Origin of the sequence: Methanococcoides sp. (genome assembly GCF_030594565.1) — an archaeon.
GTDB lineage: Archaea > Halobacteriota > Methanosarcinia > Methanosarcinales > Methanosarcinaceae > Methanococcoides > Methanococcoides seepicolus.
In genome coordinates, this window is sequence record NZ_JAUVEY010000037.1 from 1 (window position 1) to 14,972 (window position 14,972).

16 protein-coding genes are annotated in these 14,972 nt (G+C 45.2%); 10 read left to right on the plus strand and 6 right to left on the minus strand.

The features are described from left to right. Both QAS77_RS04785 and QAS77_RS04790 read right to left on the minus strand, forming a co-directional pair. The coding region (locus QAS77_RS04785; protein WP_305064314.1) for an AIR synthase related protein at positions 1-458 on the minus strand (458 nt) is incomplete at its 3' end. Between the two features lie 82 nt (positions 459-540). Continuing rightward, complete coding sequence (locus QAS77_RS04790; RefSeq protein ID WP_305064315.1) at positions 541-894, minus strand: DUF192 domain-containing protein; 354 nt, start codon at positions 892-894, stop codon at positions 541-543. Between the two features lie 101 nt (positions 895-995). Here QAS77_RS04790 and yciH point away from each other — a divergent pair, with 101 nt between their 5' ends. The 6 genes from yciH (at position 996) to QAS77_RS04820 (ending at position 5,857) form a co-directional block, all read left to right on the plus strand. Further along, on the plus strand, positions 996-1,304 hold the full coding sequence (gene yciH / locus QAS77_RS04795; RefSeq protein WP_011500065.1) for a stress response translation initiation inhibitor YciH: 309 nt from the start codon (positions 996-998) through the stop codon (positions 1,302-1,304). A gap of 201 nt (positions 1,305-1,505) precedes the next feature. Continuing rightward, positions 1,506-1,865 (plus strand): transcriptional regulator, encoded by a 360-nt coding sequence (locus tag QAS77_RS04800; protein ID WP_305064316.1) that lies wholly within the window; start codon positions 1,506-1,508, stop codon positions 1,863-1,865. After that, entirely contained in the window at positions 1,862-3,082 is a 1,221-nt protein-coding gene (locus QAS77_RS04805; protein ID WP_305064317.1) for an Nre family DNA repair protein, read from the plus strand. Before QAS77_RS04800 ends, QAS77_RS04805 begins: the two co-directional genes overlap by 4 nt. Before the next feature lie 43 nt (positions 3,083-3,125). After that, positions 3,126-4,073: a tetratricopeptide repeat protein gene (locus tag QAS77_RS04810; RefSeq protein ID WP_305064318.1), complete on the plus strand. Its 948-nt coding sequence runs from the start codon at positions 3,126-3,128 to the stop codon at positions 4,071-4,073. Positions 4,074-4,130: 57 nt separating this feature from the next. Beyond that, a complete protein-coding gene (locus tag QAS77_RS04815) occupies positions 4,131-5,171 on the plus strand; it encodes an inorganic phosphate transporter (protein WP_305064319.1) in 1,041 nt (346 codons plus the stop codon). Then, a complete protein-coding gene (locus QAS77_RS04820; protein WP_250866851.1) occupies positions 5,171-5,857 on the plus strand; it encodes a TIGR00153 family protein in 687 nt (228 codons plus the stop codon). The genes QAS77_RS04815 and QAS77_RS04820 overlap by 1 nt, the downstream gene beginning before the upstream one ends. Here the strand turns inward: QAS77_RS04820 and QAS77_RS04825 are convergent, their stop codons facing one another. Then, positions 5,858-7,288, minus strand: coding sequence for a phytoene desaturase family protein (locus tag QAS77_RS04825; protein ID WP_250866852.1), 1,431 nt, complete (start codon positions 7,286-7,288; stop codon positions 5,858-5,860). Next, complete coding sequence (gene purC, locus QAS77_RS04830; protein WP_305064320.1) at positions 7,289-8,005, minus strand: phosphoribosylaminoimidazolesuccinocarboxamide synthase; 717 nt, start codon at positions 8,003-8,005, stop codon at positions 7,289-7,291. It abuts the gene before it with no gap. A gap of 173 nt (positions 8,006-8,178) precedes the next feature. Between purC and nikR the strand changes: the two genes are divergently transcribed. From nikR to QAS77_RS04850, 4 genes are all read left to right on the plus strand, one after another. After that, positions 8,179-8,601: a nickel-responsive transcriptional regulator NikR gene (nikR, locus tag QAS77_RS04835; protein WP_305064321.1), complete on the plus strand. Its 423-nt coding sequence runs from the start codon at positions 8,179-8,181 to the stop codon at positions 8,599-8,601. Between the two features lie 684 nt (positions 8,602-9,285). After that, positions 9,286-10,185, plus strand: coding sequence for an NAD-dependent epimerase/dehydratase family protein (locus tag QAS77_RS04840; protein ID WP_305064322.1), 900 nt, complete (start codon positions 9,286-9,288; stop codon positions 10,183-10,185). A 448-nt stretch (positions 10,186-10,633) separates the two neighbouring features. Next, the gene (locus tag QAS77_RS04845; protein WP_305064323.1) at positions 10,634-12,850 is read left to right on the plus strand and encodes a CDC48 family AAA ATPase; all 2,217 of its coding nucleotides are present in this window, start codon (positions 10,634-10,636) and stop codon (positions 12,848-12,850) included. 33 nt (positions 12,851-12,883) lie between these two features. Further along, the gene (locus QAS77_RS04850) at positions 12,884-13,153 is read left to right on the plus strand and encodes a PRC-barrel domain-containing protein (protein ID WP_172365100.1); all 270 of its coding nucleotides are present in this window, start codon (positions 12,884-12,886) and stop codon (positions 13,151-13,153) included. A 13-nt stretch (positions 13,154-13,166) separates the two neighbouring features. Here QAS77_RS04850 and QAS77_RS04855 read toward each other — a convergent pair whose 3' ends face one another. Both QAS77_RS04855 and radA read right to left on the minus strand, forming a co-directional pair. Next, positions 13,167-13,847: a phosphoglycolate phosphatase gene (locus QAS77_RS04855; RefSeq protein ID WP_305064324.1), complete on the minus strand. Its 681-nt coding sequence runs from the start codon at positions 13,845-13,847 to the stop codon at positions 13,167-13,169. Positions 13,848-13,884: 37 nt separating this feature from the next. After that, positions 13,885-14,862, minus strand: coding sequence for a DNA repair and recombination protein RadA (gene radA / locus QAS77_RS04860; RefSeq protein WP_270095777.1), 978 nt, complete (start codon positions 14,860-14,862; stop codon positions 13,885-13,887). Positions 14,863-14,972: the final 110 nt, after the last annotated feature.

Consider the following 14,972-nt stretch of genomic DNA (forward strand, 5'->3'; position numbering starts at 1 on the left):
GTTTCACCCCTGACAACAGGAACACCAATGCAGTTACCGTAACCTGCGATACCTTCAATGATGTGCTCAAAAAGGTAAAGGTTCTTGGGGGTGTCCAGAGGACCGAAATACAACGGGTCCATAAGTGCTATTGGGCGAGCACCCATGGATATGATGTCACGCACAATTCCGCCGACACCTGTTGCTGATCCGTTATAGGGATCGACATACGAAGGATGGTTGTGGCTTTCCATTCCAATGGCAAGTACCCAGCCTTCTCCGAAGCGGATTATCGCTGCATCGTCACCAGGACCTATGATAACACGATCTCCTACAGTGGTAAACGTTTTTAGCAGGGGAGCACTGGAACGGTAGGAGCAGTGTTCGCTCCAAAGATTCAAAAAGCATCCCTGTTCAACAAGGTTTGGTTCTCTGCCCATCTCTTCTGTTATGATCTTCAGGTCATTTTCAGGTAACATTTGTGCGCCTCATTATATAAGGAGTATGATTTAGGCTTAAATAAACCATAGATTAGATAAAGATTTCCAACGAGAACGAAGTTCAAGGTTCATCGAACATCAGATCATCCCCAACCTTGAGGTCGTTGGAAGCGATGGCACCTGAAGGGAGTTCTATGACGTACCTGATCTTTTCACCGGAATCAGTAATACCGATCCAGGGCCTGAGAGTAGTGGTCTTGACTATCCTTTTATCTTCATTGAGAAAAAGGACATCCAGAGGAAATGGTACAAACAGCATGTGGAGAGATATTTTCTTGAGAGAGGAAAAGATAAAGACCATAGCATAGCTATCAGGGACCGAGCGTCTGAACATAAGGCCTTTAGCCTGCTTGAACATGCTTTTTGCATATTCGACATCAGATGATATAACATCACCATTAGATTTTAATAGCATAGTAGGATACATAAAAGACATCTATTTATTACGTATAGATAGCATACATTATAATAATTTATGGTTATAACGCAATCAATTTGCGGAGGAAAAACTAGAAGATGAGTTCAGAAATGTGCCCGGTTTGCGGTTTGCCATCAGAGCTATGTATCTGTGAAGAAGTGGCAAAAGAGCAACAAAGAATTACAGTGAAAGTGAATAGACGAAGATACGGCAAGGAAGTTACAGTTGTAGAAGGATTCGATGCTAATGAGATCGACCTCCACGAACTGTCCACATACCTTAAATCAAAGTTTGCGTGTGGCGGAACTGTAAAAGGTAGTGCCGTAGAATTGCAGGGCAACCATCTGAGTCGCATGAAAGCCGTTCTTGTAAAGAAAGGATTCTCCCCCGAGCAGATCAAGGACTGAAATTGACTTTGAATAACAGGACTGCCAGACAGACCTGATGTTCGTATTAAAAACCTAATAATGAACGGAACATGGCTATACCAATGCTGGTATTGAATACCATGTCCTTTTTTTGAATTATGAGCGTCCGTTCGAGTGCAGATTTGCTTATCATCAATACTGCCAAAAAAATCAAATAGGACGAGTGAAGGATATAATATTATGAAACCTACCTGCGAGATAATGGTTCAGAGAGTTTTGCCAGCAATACGAGCCGGACTTGCACGTACCATGATGATCGACCACGGATGCACACAGCAGCAGGTTGCCGACATTCTCGGATTGTCCAGAGCTGCCGTTTCCCAGTACGTGAGTGAGAAAAGGGGAGCAGAAGTAGGATTTTCAGAAGAGACCAATGAAGAGATAAGGAAATTTGCTACCGACCTTGTCAATGAGATGTCTGCAAAGGCCATGAACAAGGGAATGTGCAATGTATGCAAGTTCGTACAGCGTTCAGGTTGGTTGTTCAAAAATGCACCGGAAGCAGAATATTGCATATTATGTAAAGATGATGAAGATTGAGCAAAAGTCTATGCATCCAATGTAAAGGAAAAGGACTTTGCGGAAGACCTCGATGTCCTATTATTGAGAAGTTCAGGTCTGCTGAGAACACTGCAACTTCGATATCTTCAGACGGTTCTATTTTTGGGGCTTCCCCGCCAGCGGTCTTTGTGGGAAGATATGGTTACCCCCAGGTCAAGGCCGGACCCATGATCCCACCACAGGTGGATTCTAAGGATGCAATGGCACTGGAAGACCCCAAGCATTGGCTTTCCATGGATATCCGGGACATCATATCTGCCAGATGCCAGCTTGTCCGTGCAAATACGACCATGGATGTGAAAAATGCGAACAGACCGGATAAACTCCTGGAAAAATCACAGGAGCTCGCACTGTCAAAGTCACCCATCGATACAGAAGCGTGGTTCACCAAACCATTGAAACAGGACCTGAAGTTCGACAGTGTACTTACCCCCATGGGCCCTTCCGGCACCATGAAGGACTTTGATATTGCAGAGAATCCGAAGGTCCCGAAAAAAGTGGATCATCTGGCATACGACACTGATGCTCTTGCAAAGGATGCTGTGTGTGAACTTTTTAAAGGGGACATCCCCACGGAACATATTACAAGATTGCTTTCCATAGGCTTGTTGGGACAAGAACGGAAACTTGTACCTACCCGCTGGGCAATTACAGCCACAGATGATATGGTCGGGAAGGATATCACCGACCGTGTGATAGACCTGCCCCTCATCAGTGAGATGTCAGTATTCAGCGGAGGATGTTTCGGGAACTATTTTGAGATACTCATGACCCCCCGCAGATATTCTTACGAGCTGCTCGAGATATGGATGAAAAGTTCGGTCTGGTCCGGAGATTCTTCATGGATAGGGCAGGACATGGAGGACATTAACGGTAAAAAGGGATATTCGAAACTTGCCGGAGGATATTATGCCGCCCGTATAGCCGCCCTGGAACATCTTGAGAAGATACAAAGGCAAGCATCGGTATTCATGATAAGGGAAATAACACCTGAATACTGGGCACCGCTTGGGGTATGGGTGGTTCGCGAGGCTGCCAGAAATGCATTGTCCTCCATCCCACGAACGTTCGAGACCATTGAAGAAGCACTGGATGATATAGCAACGCGAGTGAGAACACCTTCGGAACAATGGAAGGTAAAGGCCAAGATGCTATCAGACATGCGATTCCAGAGAACACTGGACTCTTTTTTCTGAATCCTCCGCAAGACATTAAAATGGTATTGCACAATTGGTGATTATGTCCGAACCTAAAAGTGATATGTCGCCTCAAGAACTGGCAGATTTTCTGATAAACAAAGTAATGTCATTGTGCAGGGAAAGCCACCTCGATCAGGCACTGGAAGTTGTGGAACAGGCGATCAACCATGCACCTGATCCAACTCATGCCCTGCTTATCAAAGCGCGGATACTCACCGGACTTCATCTTTATGATGACGCCCTTGAAACCACCAATGAGGCATTGGACCTTAGAGAAGATATCGAGGCACTCAAATTAAAAGGTAATATCCTTGCTATCAAGGATGACCTTGAGGGCGCCCTTGAGATATTCACGAATAGCACAGAGATGGCTCCTAAGGACGCTGAAAGCTATTTCCTTAAAGGCGGGATCCTTGCGGAAATGGGAAGGGCGCAAGAGGGTATTGAGGAATTTGAACGCTCCATAGAGATAGACCCGAGCATTGCACATGTATGGCACAGCAAAGGAATGCTACTTCTTGAATCTGAAAGATATGGTGCTGCCATTTCAGCTTTTGAGAAGACAATGGAACTGACAGAAGACTTTGTCGAGCCCCTCTTCTTCACAGGTATTGCTCACAGGAAGCTTGGGCAGGCAAAGGAAGCAGTAAAATGTTTCCATGCAGCAGCTGAGATGTGGGAGTTGAAAGCCCTTATGAGCAGGAACACTGAGACATATGAGAAAGCACTCGGAGCGATCGAGAATGCCCTTGAGCTCGATGTTTCCAACATCGACATGTGGAGAACAAGAGGTAAACTGCTTTACAAGCTTGGGCACAAACAGGAAGCAAAAGCAATACTGACAAATGCTGCCGAACTCAGTGTACAGGAAGATAATTACAATGATGCCATTAAGACATACGATATGCTGATCGAGCTGGACCCTGAGGATGAGGAAGTGAAAAAGGCACGTGAAGAGATTATTTCCATGACAAAAAATAATGATTGATACATTTATCACATATGTGACATTATCAGCCTTAATACTTGATCAAAGGAAGGAAATATGATAGACCTATTTAATCCAATTGTGGTTCTTTTGGTAATCGCAGGCCTCTATATGGCGTGGAATATCGGAGCGAACGATCTTGCTAATGCAATGGGAACTTCAGTGGGAAGTGGAGCACTCTCAATTAAACAGGTAATACTTGTGGCAGGTGTCTTCGAATTCGTTGGTGCTGTCTTTTTTGGTAAGAAGGTCACATCGACCATTGCAAAAGGAATCGTACCTATTGACAGTATTAAGCTGTTAGATCCGAACCTTGTAGCAGTGGGAATGCTGGCAGCGATCCTTGCAGCCGGTTTCTGGATCACTTTCGCTACATTTTACAACCTGCCTGTCTCTACCACGCACTCGATAGTGGGATCAGTACTTGGTTTCGGACTTGTGTCCGCATACCAGGGAATTATCGCATATAGCGATATCAACTGGGTAGTACTTGCAAAGATCGTGGGCAGCTGGTTGGTCTCACCCATATTGGGTGCCGTCCTCGCATACATTATATTCACGATCATACGGTTGACGTTATTACAGAAGACGGACAATCCATATAATATAGAAAAGAAATTTGTGATACTTCAGATAGGTACTGCATGTTTTATTGCATTCGCACATGGTTCTAACGATGTGGCAAACGCTGTCGGGCCACTCTACGCAGGACTTAACGCCCTGGGACTCGCTGACCTGACCATACCTATATGGGTCTTAATGGTCGGTGGTGTCGGAATGGTCATCGGACTTGCTACATGGGGATACCGCGTTATAGAGACGATAGGCACAAAGATAACTGAACTGACACCTACAAGGGGATTCTCTGCAGAACTCGCTACAGCATCTGTTGTTGTCCTTCATAGCTACAGTTCACTACCCATATCTACAACACATACCCTTGTTGGTTCTGTGATAGGGGTCGGACTTGCAGGCGGTCTTGCTGCGGTCGATCTTAGTGTTATCGGAAAGATAGCCATGTCATGGATAATCACTGTGCCAATAGCAGCAGTAACATCAGCACTTATATTCCTAGCATTAAGGGGGGTTGGATTATAATGAAAAGGGAATACATTCGTTCGGTACTTAACGTATTTGCAAGATCGCCTTTTAAGCCGCTTTACCTGCACGCATCAAAAGGTGTGGAGACGGTAAGAAAGCTCGATCAGGCGGTCAATGCATATTGCACTAATATGCCACTTGTTGAAGAGCTGAGCCATGAGATCGACAACATCGAGCATGAAGCGGACATTATCAAACAGACGATAAGAGGACAGCTTTCATCTTCGATAATGCTGCCTGTGAACGCAGAGGACCTGCTGAACTTCCTAAAGCCACAGGACTCCATCGCCGATGTGGCACAGGAAGCTGCATATATGCTTACCCTGAGACAATGCGACATGCCCGAGGGGATAAAGGACCAGATCTGTCAACTGAGTGCAGAGACATTGAAAACAGTGGAAATATACGAAACGCTGGTAGATTCGTTGAGCGAGCTCCTTGAAACATCATTTAGCAAACGAGATGTCGATGAAGCTCTGTCACTCGTTCCGCAGATAGAAGAGATGGAGCATATCACAGACCTTATAGAGAAGGACCTTATCAAAGACATATATGCCCATGAAAAGGAACTTGGTGCTGTCGGAGTGTTCTATCTTATCGAACTTGTCAGAACTATTGCAGACATTGCAGATAAGACCGAACATGCAGCCGACAGGCTCAGAACAATGATAATCAGACGGTGATCAGTGAAGATTACCGTCCTCGTTCAACACTTTTAACATTTCAAGTATAGAATATGCAGCCCGGGTCACTCCCATGCTGCGTTTATCGGTATCCGTCCCTGCAACATAAAGATTCTTTACTGGAGTACGGATATCGGCAAATTTTCCATTGAGCGTCACTGCAGCTTTTTCAGGAACGATCACCTGATGATGCTTCATTTCTATGCGATCTTCGATGTTTGGAATGGCGCGGAAGATCGTCTCATAGGCGTTCTTTATATCCTTGGACTCATCATTGTCCTCATCCATGAAGAAAGCAAAACCTATCAACTGTTTTCCTTTAGGTGCAAGGGAAGGATCATAATTGCTTGTGGGCATCGCCCAGTAAGGGGTGTCCTTGAACCATATCTCAGACCCGACATATTTGAACTCATCCATCATCCTGTCAAGGCCAAGCCATAATGTGAGACTTTTAGAATGAACGATACCGTCAAGCAGCTCTTTGTAAGATGCCGGAAGGTCTTCGACCAGAGTGGGAAGGGATGTTGCAAATCCTGTGTATATCACAAGATCAGCACTATAGGCATTGTCCGCTTCGACACCCCAAGCCTTTCCATTATCAGTGAATATCTTATGGACCTCACATCCGGTCTTAATTTCCACGGTCGAGGGAAGAGAATAAAGAATTGCATTGAGCAGGGATTTTAGGCCTTTTCGCGGATATCCCTGGGAAAGACTGACCTTGTTGGAAGCAAGTCTTCCGAGGCAGGATAGGTTTATCCTTGAATGAAGTGAGAGATGGAGATTGGATGGGAGGACAGACTGAAGTATGGATTCGGTTTGAGGAGTGGATTCCTGTTTGATGATCTCTTCGAACTGTTCCTGAGTCACACTATCCCTTACAAAACTGCTTCCTGCCAGCACCCTCTGTGCAGATGTCTCTTTCATACAACGTCCGGAAAGGAAGTAGGATATAGCATCTGCGAAGTCGTAAGTGTCCTTTGAAAGGTTTGCAGGAAGGGAATCATAGACCGATTGGTCCGAGAGATCGATACCAAAGGAAGCCATTGTGAGAGACTTTGTGATGGCCTGAGTAATTGCAAGGCGGTCAAGTTTGGGAAAAACGTCAAATGTGACGAATTCTTTGATCGTTGAGGGAACTTTTACAAAACGTTCCTCGGTCCTTACATAATACTGACCGTAGTCCTCGAATACCGGCTGATAATCAAAATAGTTATCCATAAGCCGCCTGAGCGGACCTTCCGCAAGATGGGTGATCGCATGCGGACCGGTGTCTACCTGATAACCATCCACTGTGTAACTGTTGCAGTTTCCCCCAACAGAGTCCTGCTTTTCAAGCACCAGCACTTTTTTGCCATGCTTTGATAATGTAAGTGCGGCCAGAAGACCGGTCACGCCGGCTCCGACCACGATAACATCATATTTATCCATTTACTCCTCGAATATTTCAGGGACAAGCCTGCGTGCAACCTTTTCATATGCTTTTGAAAGGTCACCTTTATCGAACCTGAACAGGTCCTTGTCCATGGATTCACCGGTCTCAACGTCCCAGAACCTGCAGGTGTCACAGGATATCTCATCAGCAAGGACGATCTCGCCGTCCACCCTGCCGAACTCAAGTTTGAAGTCAGGAAGCAGGAAACCATTGCTCTCAAGATAGCCCTTGAGGATATCGTTGATCTTCAATGCCATGCTGCGAATGAAATCGATCTCTTCACGTGTAGCGACACCCATTGCAACTGCGACATCATCATTGATCATAGGATCGCCGAACTCATCGCTCTTGTAATCGAATACAAGAACGGGCTCTTTGAAGACGGTACCTTCTTCAATGGGATACTTGCGAGTGATAGAACCTGCTGCGATGTTCCTTGGAATTACCTCGATGAGAATTATATCAACTTTCTTTACGAGCATCTCATTGCCGGAAACCATACCAAGATAGTGTGTTTTAATACCTTCTTCTTCGAGCATCTCGAAGATCTTCCTTGATATCTGAGCATTGTAGTAACCCTTATTCGTTGCTTCACTTTTCTTCTTGCCGTCAAAAGCTGTGAGGCTGTCCCTGAACTCTGAGATAAGCTCATTCGGGTTTTCGGTCTTATAAATGGTCTTTGCTTTGCCTGAGTAAAGTTCTTCCGTTTTCATGAATTTGGTCTCCAAATAGATAGTTTACATTTTGTTAATTATGGATACCATATAGCACACTTAAATATAAATATATATTCTAGTGCGTTTTTCGATATGAAATAACAACTAAAATAATAAAAGTGATACAAAATGTTATTACCTTTTATGCCTATTGTGATGCAGGTGAAATTATGGAACATGAACTAATGAGAATAGGCGTCTCACTTCCAGACAATCTGTTGAATAAATTCGATTCGATCATAGAGAGCAGAGGGTATTCTTCACGTTCAGAAGGCATCAGGGATTCAATACGCAACTACATCAATCAGTATGAATGGATGAGCGACATAAGGGGAAGGCGCGTAGGAACTATCACTATCATCTATGACCATACCAAAAGAGGACTTTCAAATGCTATCACTGATATCCAGCATGATTATTCAGACCTGATCAAGTCCTCAGTACATATCCACCTTGACCATGATAACTGTCTTGAGGTCGTTATCTTTGACGGGGAAGGAGAACTTATCAAGGAGATGGACGAGAGATTAATGGCACTTAAAGGGGTTAAGTACGTGAAATTGAACACCGCACCACCGGCAGAAAAGATCTGAAGATACTGCCACATTTCTTTTTTGAGATATGTTCGGTCAGAATGATGTTTCTGAACGTTATTGAGATCTAAAGACATTGAGAAAAGTAGAGGGGATGATGGAGGCACAGTGTGCCCCCTGGTCCGGTGCATAGTAATGACGCAAACCAAATCGTTTTTCTCGTACGACATCACCACCGAGTCAATTCAGTAGCTTTAAGCGCACAATAAAATAAAATATACAGTAATGATATATTAACTTATGGAATGATTTTTAGAAGTTATGATTATAATCATAATGATGATTTGGATGCCAAAGTGAAAATCGAAGGCGGAAAAACACCCAACCAAGATAATATCAGAGAATCGAAGAGATCCATTCGAACAAATTAGACCGAAAATAGTCCATAACAAAAAATGAGAAAGAGGGGATGTAAGCGGGCCTCACCACAAAGCCCGCTTTGGTTTCGATAATATCGACACCAACAAAGACCGTACCACCGCAACCTTTGTTTCGATTTTGTACCACACCACATATAATGTAGAGAGGAGAGAACTGCAATGGTCCTCAAAATATACAAGTAACACAATACTATATTAACATTATGAAAGACTTGCATATGTGATGATGCTCATAATAATGTGATATTAATATAGTAAACCCAGATTCACAAAGTCCATATAAAAGAAAACCATTTTCAGAGATATGCAAAGAGTTCTTATTACCGGCGGTTTGGGCCAGGTCGGAAGCTATCTTGTCGATTACCTCCATGAAGATAACGAAGTGACGGTACTAGATAACTATTCCTCTACAACAAGAGAGATGCTTCCTGAAGATGTACCTGTGATAAAAGCAGATATAAGGGAAGATGTTTCAGAACACGTACAAAATGCAGATGTGATCATACATACTGCCGCCCAGATAAGCGTTGTAAGGTCGATGAACGAACCTCTTTTCGATGCACAAAACAATATTATGGGTACGTTGAACCTGCTTGAGGAAGCACGCCATGCGGATATTGAAAGATTTGTGTATTTCAGTTCAGCTGCTACCTACGGGAACCCCGTGGAAGTGCCAATACCTGAAACACATACGCAAGAGCCATTATCACCATATGGTGCCAGTAAGCTTGCAGGAGAAAAATATTGCCTTATGTATAACAAGGCATACGGATTACCAACGACCTGCATAAGGCCTTTCAACATATACAGCCCCAGACAGGACCCCTCGAACCCGTATTCAGGAGTTATCTCAAAGTTCATGGATAAAGTATCAGGAGGATCTGCCCCGATGATCTTTGGTGACGGGGAGCAGACCAGGGATTTCATCCATGTCCAGGATGTTGTGGATCTGGTGGAGTTTATGATCTCGAAGAAAGCGGCCATTGGAGATGTTTTCAATGCAGCTACAGGCAAGGCCACCACTATCAATGAGCTTGCAGAGATCATTATAGAACTATTCGAAAAGGATGTCAAGGCAGCTCATAAAGAACCACTTGCAGGAGATATAAAACACAGTGTAGCCGATATTTCAAAGGCTGAGAAACTGGGATTCGCTCCGAAAGTGGATCTGAGAAAAGGACTTGAACAATTTTTGGAAAAATGAAATATGATGAGGCTAAGAATTGCCTCATTTTAAATTTAATTCCCACAGGAGATGCGATCTACACAGTATGCAGCTTCTTCATCGTTTAGCTATGTAAATGCAAATTTGCGGAGTTATTCGCGATACCATCTTCTTCTTTAGCAATATCTTCGATAGTTACAATACACATCCCCGACACCTACCGGGGCTGATGTTTCTGAATTGTAAAAGGATACACATATCCTTTAGATCTGCATATCAACAACTATCGATGGTGACAAAAATACAGATGAGAGATCAAAAGAGATCCAGTATGAAGAGGCAAAAATAAATTCGATCAAAACTGCAGACTTAAATATATAATCATAAGTATATTAACTTTATCAAAATTATAAAAGCATGACATGGAACCACATATTATTTATGTCTTGGAACAGATAAAATAATAAAACAATTAAGGATGAGACCAATGGAAGAACTACAGATCAAAGTAGAGAAAGCACATCCAATCGATTTTGGACGGGGTATCATACGTCTTGATCCGAGCACATTGCTCAGTTTACAGCTATCACCAGGGGACATTGTGGAGATCGTTGGGAAAAAGAGGACCGCAGCTAAGGTCTGGCGTGCAGACCGTCAGGACTGGGGACAGGGGATCGGTCGTATCGATGGGTTCACCCGTCAAAATGCAGGAGTAGGTATTGGGGAAAGGGTTCACATCCAGAGGACCGAGGTACTTGTGGCAGATAAGATCATACTGGCACCTCCTGAAGGTGTAATGATGGAATTCGGTTCTAACATAACCGCTATCATCAAACATAATATACTGAAACGTCCGTTCGTTGCAGGGGATATCATTCCAATAACAAGTTCAATGACCCAATCAGTACCTGGAAATCAGGCGATACCTCTTGTTGCTATTAAGAGCGAGCCTGAAGAAGGCATTTTGATGGTCAATGAGAGTACAGAGATAGAACTGCGCCAGAAACCTGTGGAAGGTTATGAGGACACTGCCAGCGGCATCACTTATGAGGATATTGGCGGTCTTGGGGACGAGATCCAGAGGGTCCGCGAGATGATAGAGCTGCCTCTGAAGCATCATGAGATCTTCCAGAGACTCAATGTCGAACCTCCCAAAGGGATTATCCTTCATGGACCTCCAGGCACGGGAAAGACACTGATTGCAAAGGCAGTTGCCAATGAATCAAGGGCGAATTTCCTTTATGTTGCAGGTCCTGAGATAATGGGACGGTTCTATGGAGAGAGCGAGGAACGCCTGAGAAAGATATTCGAGGAAGCGGCCGAGAATGCGCCTTCCATCATATTCATAGATGAGATAGATTCCATTGCCCCAAAACGTGAGAACGTGACAGGTGAGGTCGAACGCAGGGTAGTGGCCCAGCTTTTGACGCTTATGGATGGCATGGATGAGAGAGGACAGATAGTCGTTATCGGAGCTACCAACCGCGTGGACTCCATCGACCCGGCCCTTCGCAGACCGGGAAGATTCGACCGTGAGATAGAGATAGGGGTGCCGGGTAGCGATGACAGGCTGGAAGTGCTCCAGATACATACTCGCGGAATGCCGCTTGCGGAAGATGTAGATCTTGAACATCTCTCCACCTACACCCAGGGTTTTGTGGGTGCGGACCTGCTTTCACTTGTCCAGGAGGCTTCAATGCGGTCCCTGCGCAGGATCATCCCAGAGATAAATCTTGATGAGGATGAGATCCCACAGGAAGTACTGGAAAAGCTCATTGTCCAGGCTGATGATTTTGAGGAAGCACTTAAGGAAGTGGAACCTTCCGCCATGAGAGAGGTGCTTGTGGAAATACCGTCCATTACATGGGAGGATGTTGGTGGTCTTGATGATGCGAAGCAGGAGATCGTCGAAGCTGTCGAGTGGCCGCTGAAACATCCGGACAGGATCATTGAGATGGGGATCAAGGCGCCTAAGGGGATCTTACTGTATGGTCCGCCAGGTACCGGAAAGACCCTTATTGCACAGGCTGTGGCAAATGAGGCGAATGCTAATTTCATTAGCATAAAGGGACCACAGATGCTGTCAAAGTTCGTGGGTGAGTCCGAGAAGGCTGTACGTGATACTTTCAAGAAAGCAAGACAGGTATCCCCTTGCATCATCTTCTTCGATGAGATAGATTCCATTGCTACAACGAGGATGGCAGATAGTGAGACCGGAAGAAGCTCACAACAGGTCGTCAATCAATTGTTGACAGAGCTTGACGGATTGGAGCCTCTAAAGGAAGTAGTAGTTATTGCTGCTACCAACAGACCGGATATGCTCGATCCTGCCCTGATGCGTTCAGGAAGGTTTGACAGACTTGTGCTTGTAGGCAGTTCCACGATCCAGGGAAGGGAAAGTATATTCAACATCCATACCCGCAACGTGCCGCTGGATAGCGATGTCAGTATCCAGGAGCTTGCTACCATGACCGAAGGGTATGTAGGGGCTGATATAGAATCAGTGTGCAGAGAGGCTGCAATGCTTGCACTGCGCGAGGATTTTGATGCTGAGAAGGTAAAGGCAAGGCATTTCTTTGCTGCAATCGAGAAGGTCAAGCCTACGATTACAGAGGATATGGCCGAATTCTATAACAAGGTCCAGGACAAACTTAAGGGTGGAACTCATAAACAAGAAACAAGTTCTTATATGGGTTACATGTAAAGATTCTACTAAATATTCAAAGGGAGATAAAGGATGGCAAAAGTGTTTGCAAAGAACCTGACCAATAAACAGGTAATGGCCACAGATGGAACCGAGCTAGGCGTACTGAACAATATAGTGATGGAAAATAAGACAGGTGAGTTGGAAAACCTTATCATTAAGCCGGATATCGGCCTGGATACTTCCAAATATCAAAAGGACGGACAGTACATCGTCGTTTCTTTTGATGCGGTCAGTGCTATCAAGGATTACATAGTTGTTGATAAGCTCATGGCGAAAAGCCTGCCACGCAACAACCTGTAATTCCCTTTTTTATTTAGAGCAGGCCATTGGAGATAGCATACTCAATGGCCTCAAGGGTACCTTTGCCAAAGGACGCCGGGGTCATGTATTTTGCAGCCTGCCTGGCTTCATCGTCGGCATTGGCGACTGCGATCCCAAACCCTGCGACTTGCATCATTTCGGCATCGTTACATGAGTCGCCGATGGCAAGATAATCTGAGGGTTCAAGCCCCATAAGCTCTGCAACTGTCACTAGCCCTGTGCCTTTATTCATGCTACTGCTTTTGATGTGGATGGCATAACCGGTGTCGATGATCTCTATGTCGATACCGTGTTCTGAGACGGTCCTGCGGAGATCTTCGACTGCGACATCCCTGTTAAGTACGACCTCGGTCTTGCGATATGCAGCATCGAGCTTTACCAGTTCATAATATTGAGACAGCAGGTCATAGGCCTTTTCACATTCTTCTTTGCCATCGGCTATGATGGAGGGACTGTCAAAACCAGTGGAGACCACGCCCCCGTTCTCTGCGATCACGATCCCGCTGATGCCTATGAGCTTGGCAGCGGCGTGGACATAGCACAAGGGATTGCCTGTGGACAGGATCACCGGTACGTTCAATTCGCGAAACTTTTTTGCGACATCGAGGTCCAGTGTCCTGTCAGGGTTGGTTATCGTTCCGTCAATATCAATGACAATAGCTTTGAGGACCATGCCATCAGATATGACGAGGAAACATATAATTGTTTACTCAGGCATCCCCAATACCATCTGTTGTGACGGAGATGAGGGCTTCGCCGTCCGGGAGATTCGGAGAGTCCACGAGCTTGACTATCCTTTTCTCGCCTTTGGATTTCCTTATGTAAAGCCTGAAGGTGGCAGTGTGGCCAAGAATGTGACCGCCTATTGGTTTTGTGGGGTCGCCGAAGAAAGCGTCAGGTTTTGACATGACCTGATTGGTGACTACCACACATGCATTGGAAAGATCACCGAAACGCAGGATGTCATGAAGATGTTTGTTGAGCTTCTGCTGCCGGTCGGCAAGTGTACCCCTGCCGATATACTCAGCCCTGAAATGGGCAGTGAGGGAGTCAACGATAAGAAGTTTGACTGGCATCTCGGTATTTTTGAGCTCGTTAGCAAGCTCATTGGCGGAGTCCACAAGAAGGATCTGATGATTGGAATTGAAGGCACGTGCCACATGGATGTTCTTGAGGAATTCCTCAGGGTCGTACTCGATGCCGTGCTTATCAGAGATACCTTTTACCATCTGTGCGATCCTTTCAGGCCTGAAGGTGTTCTCGGTATCGATCATGATCACAGAGCCACCAAGACCGCCCTGCTCGGGAGGCAATTGTACGTTCACAGCAAGCTGATGGGCGATCTGCGTCTTTCCAGACCCGAACTCCCCATACATTTCCGTGATGGACTGGGTCTCTATCCCGCCACCCATCATCTCATCGAATTCCGTGCACCCGGTGGACAGTTTGCCCACAAGTTTCCGCCTTTCAAGAACAAGGTCGCCGGTCTCGAATCCACCGACATCCGCCGACTGCCTGGCGGCGTTGATTATCTTTGCAGCTGTAGATTCCCCGATCTCCGCACTGTTGGCAAGTTCTGCCGGAGAGGCTACAGCAATGGCTTCAATGGTAGTGAATCCGGCATCCTTGAGCTTCTGTGCTGTTGCTGGTCCTACGTGATCAAGATCTTCCAATAATACTTCTGTCATTTTAATTACTCCTTAAGGTGCACTAGTTTCTTTTGTTCATGTGTGCACATTTGTTCTTCATTTATCCCCCAGGACTATATATACATAAGGTAAGCGGGTTGAAAGTATTC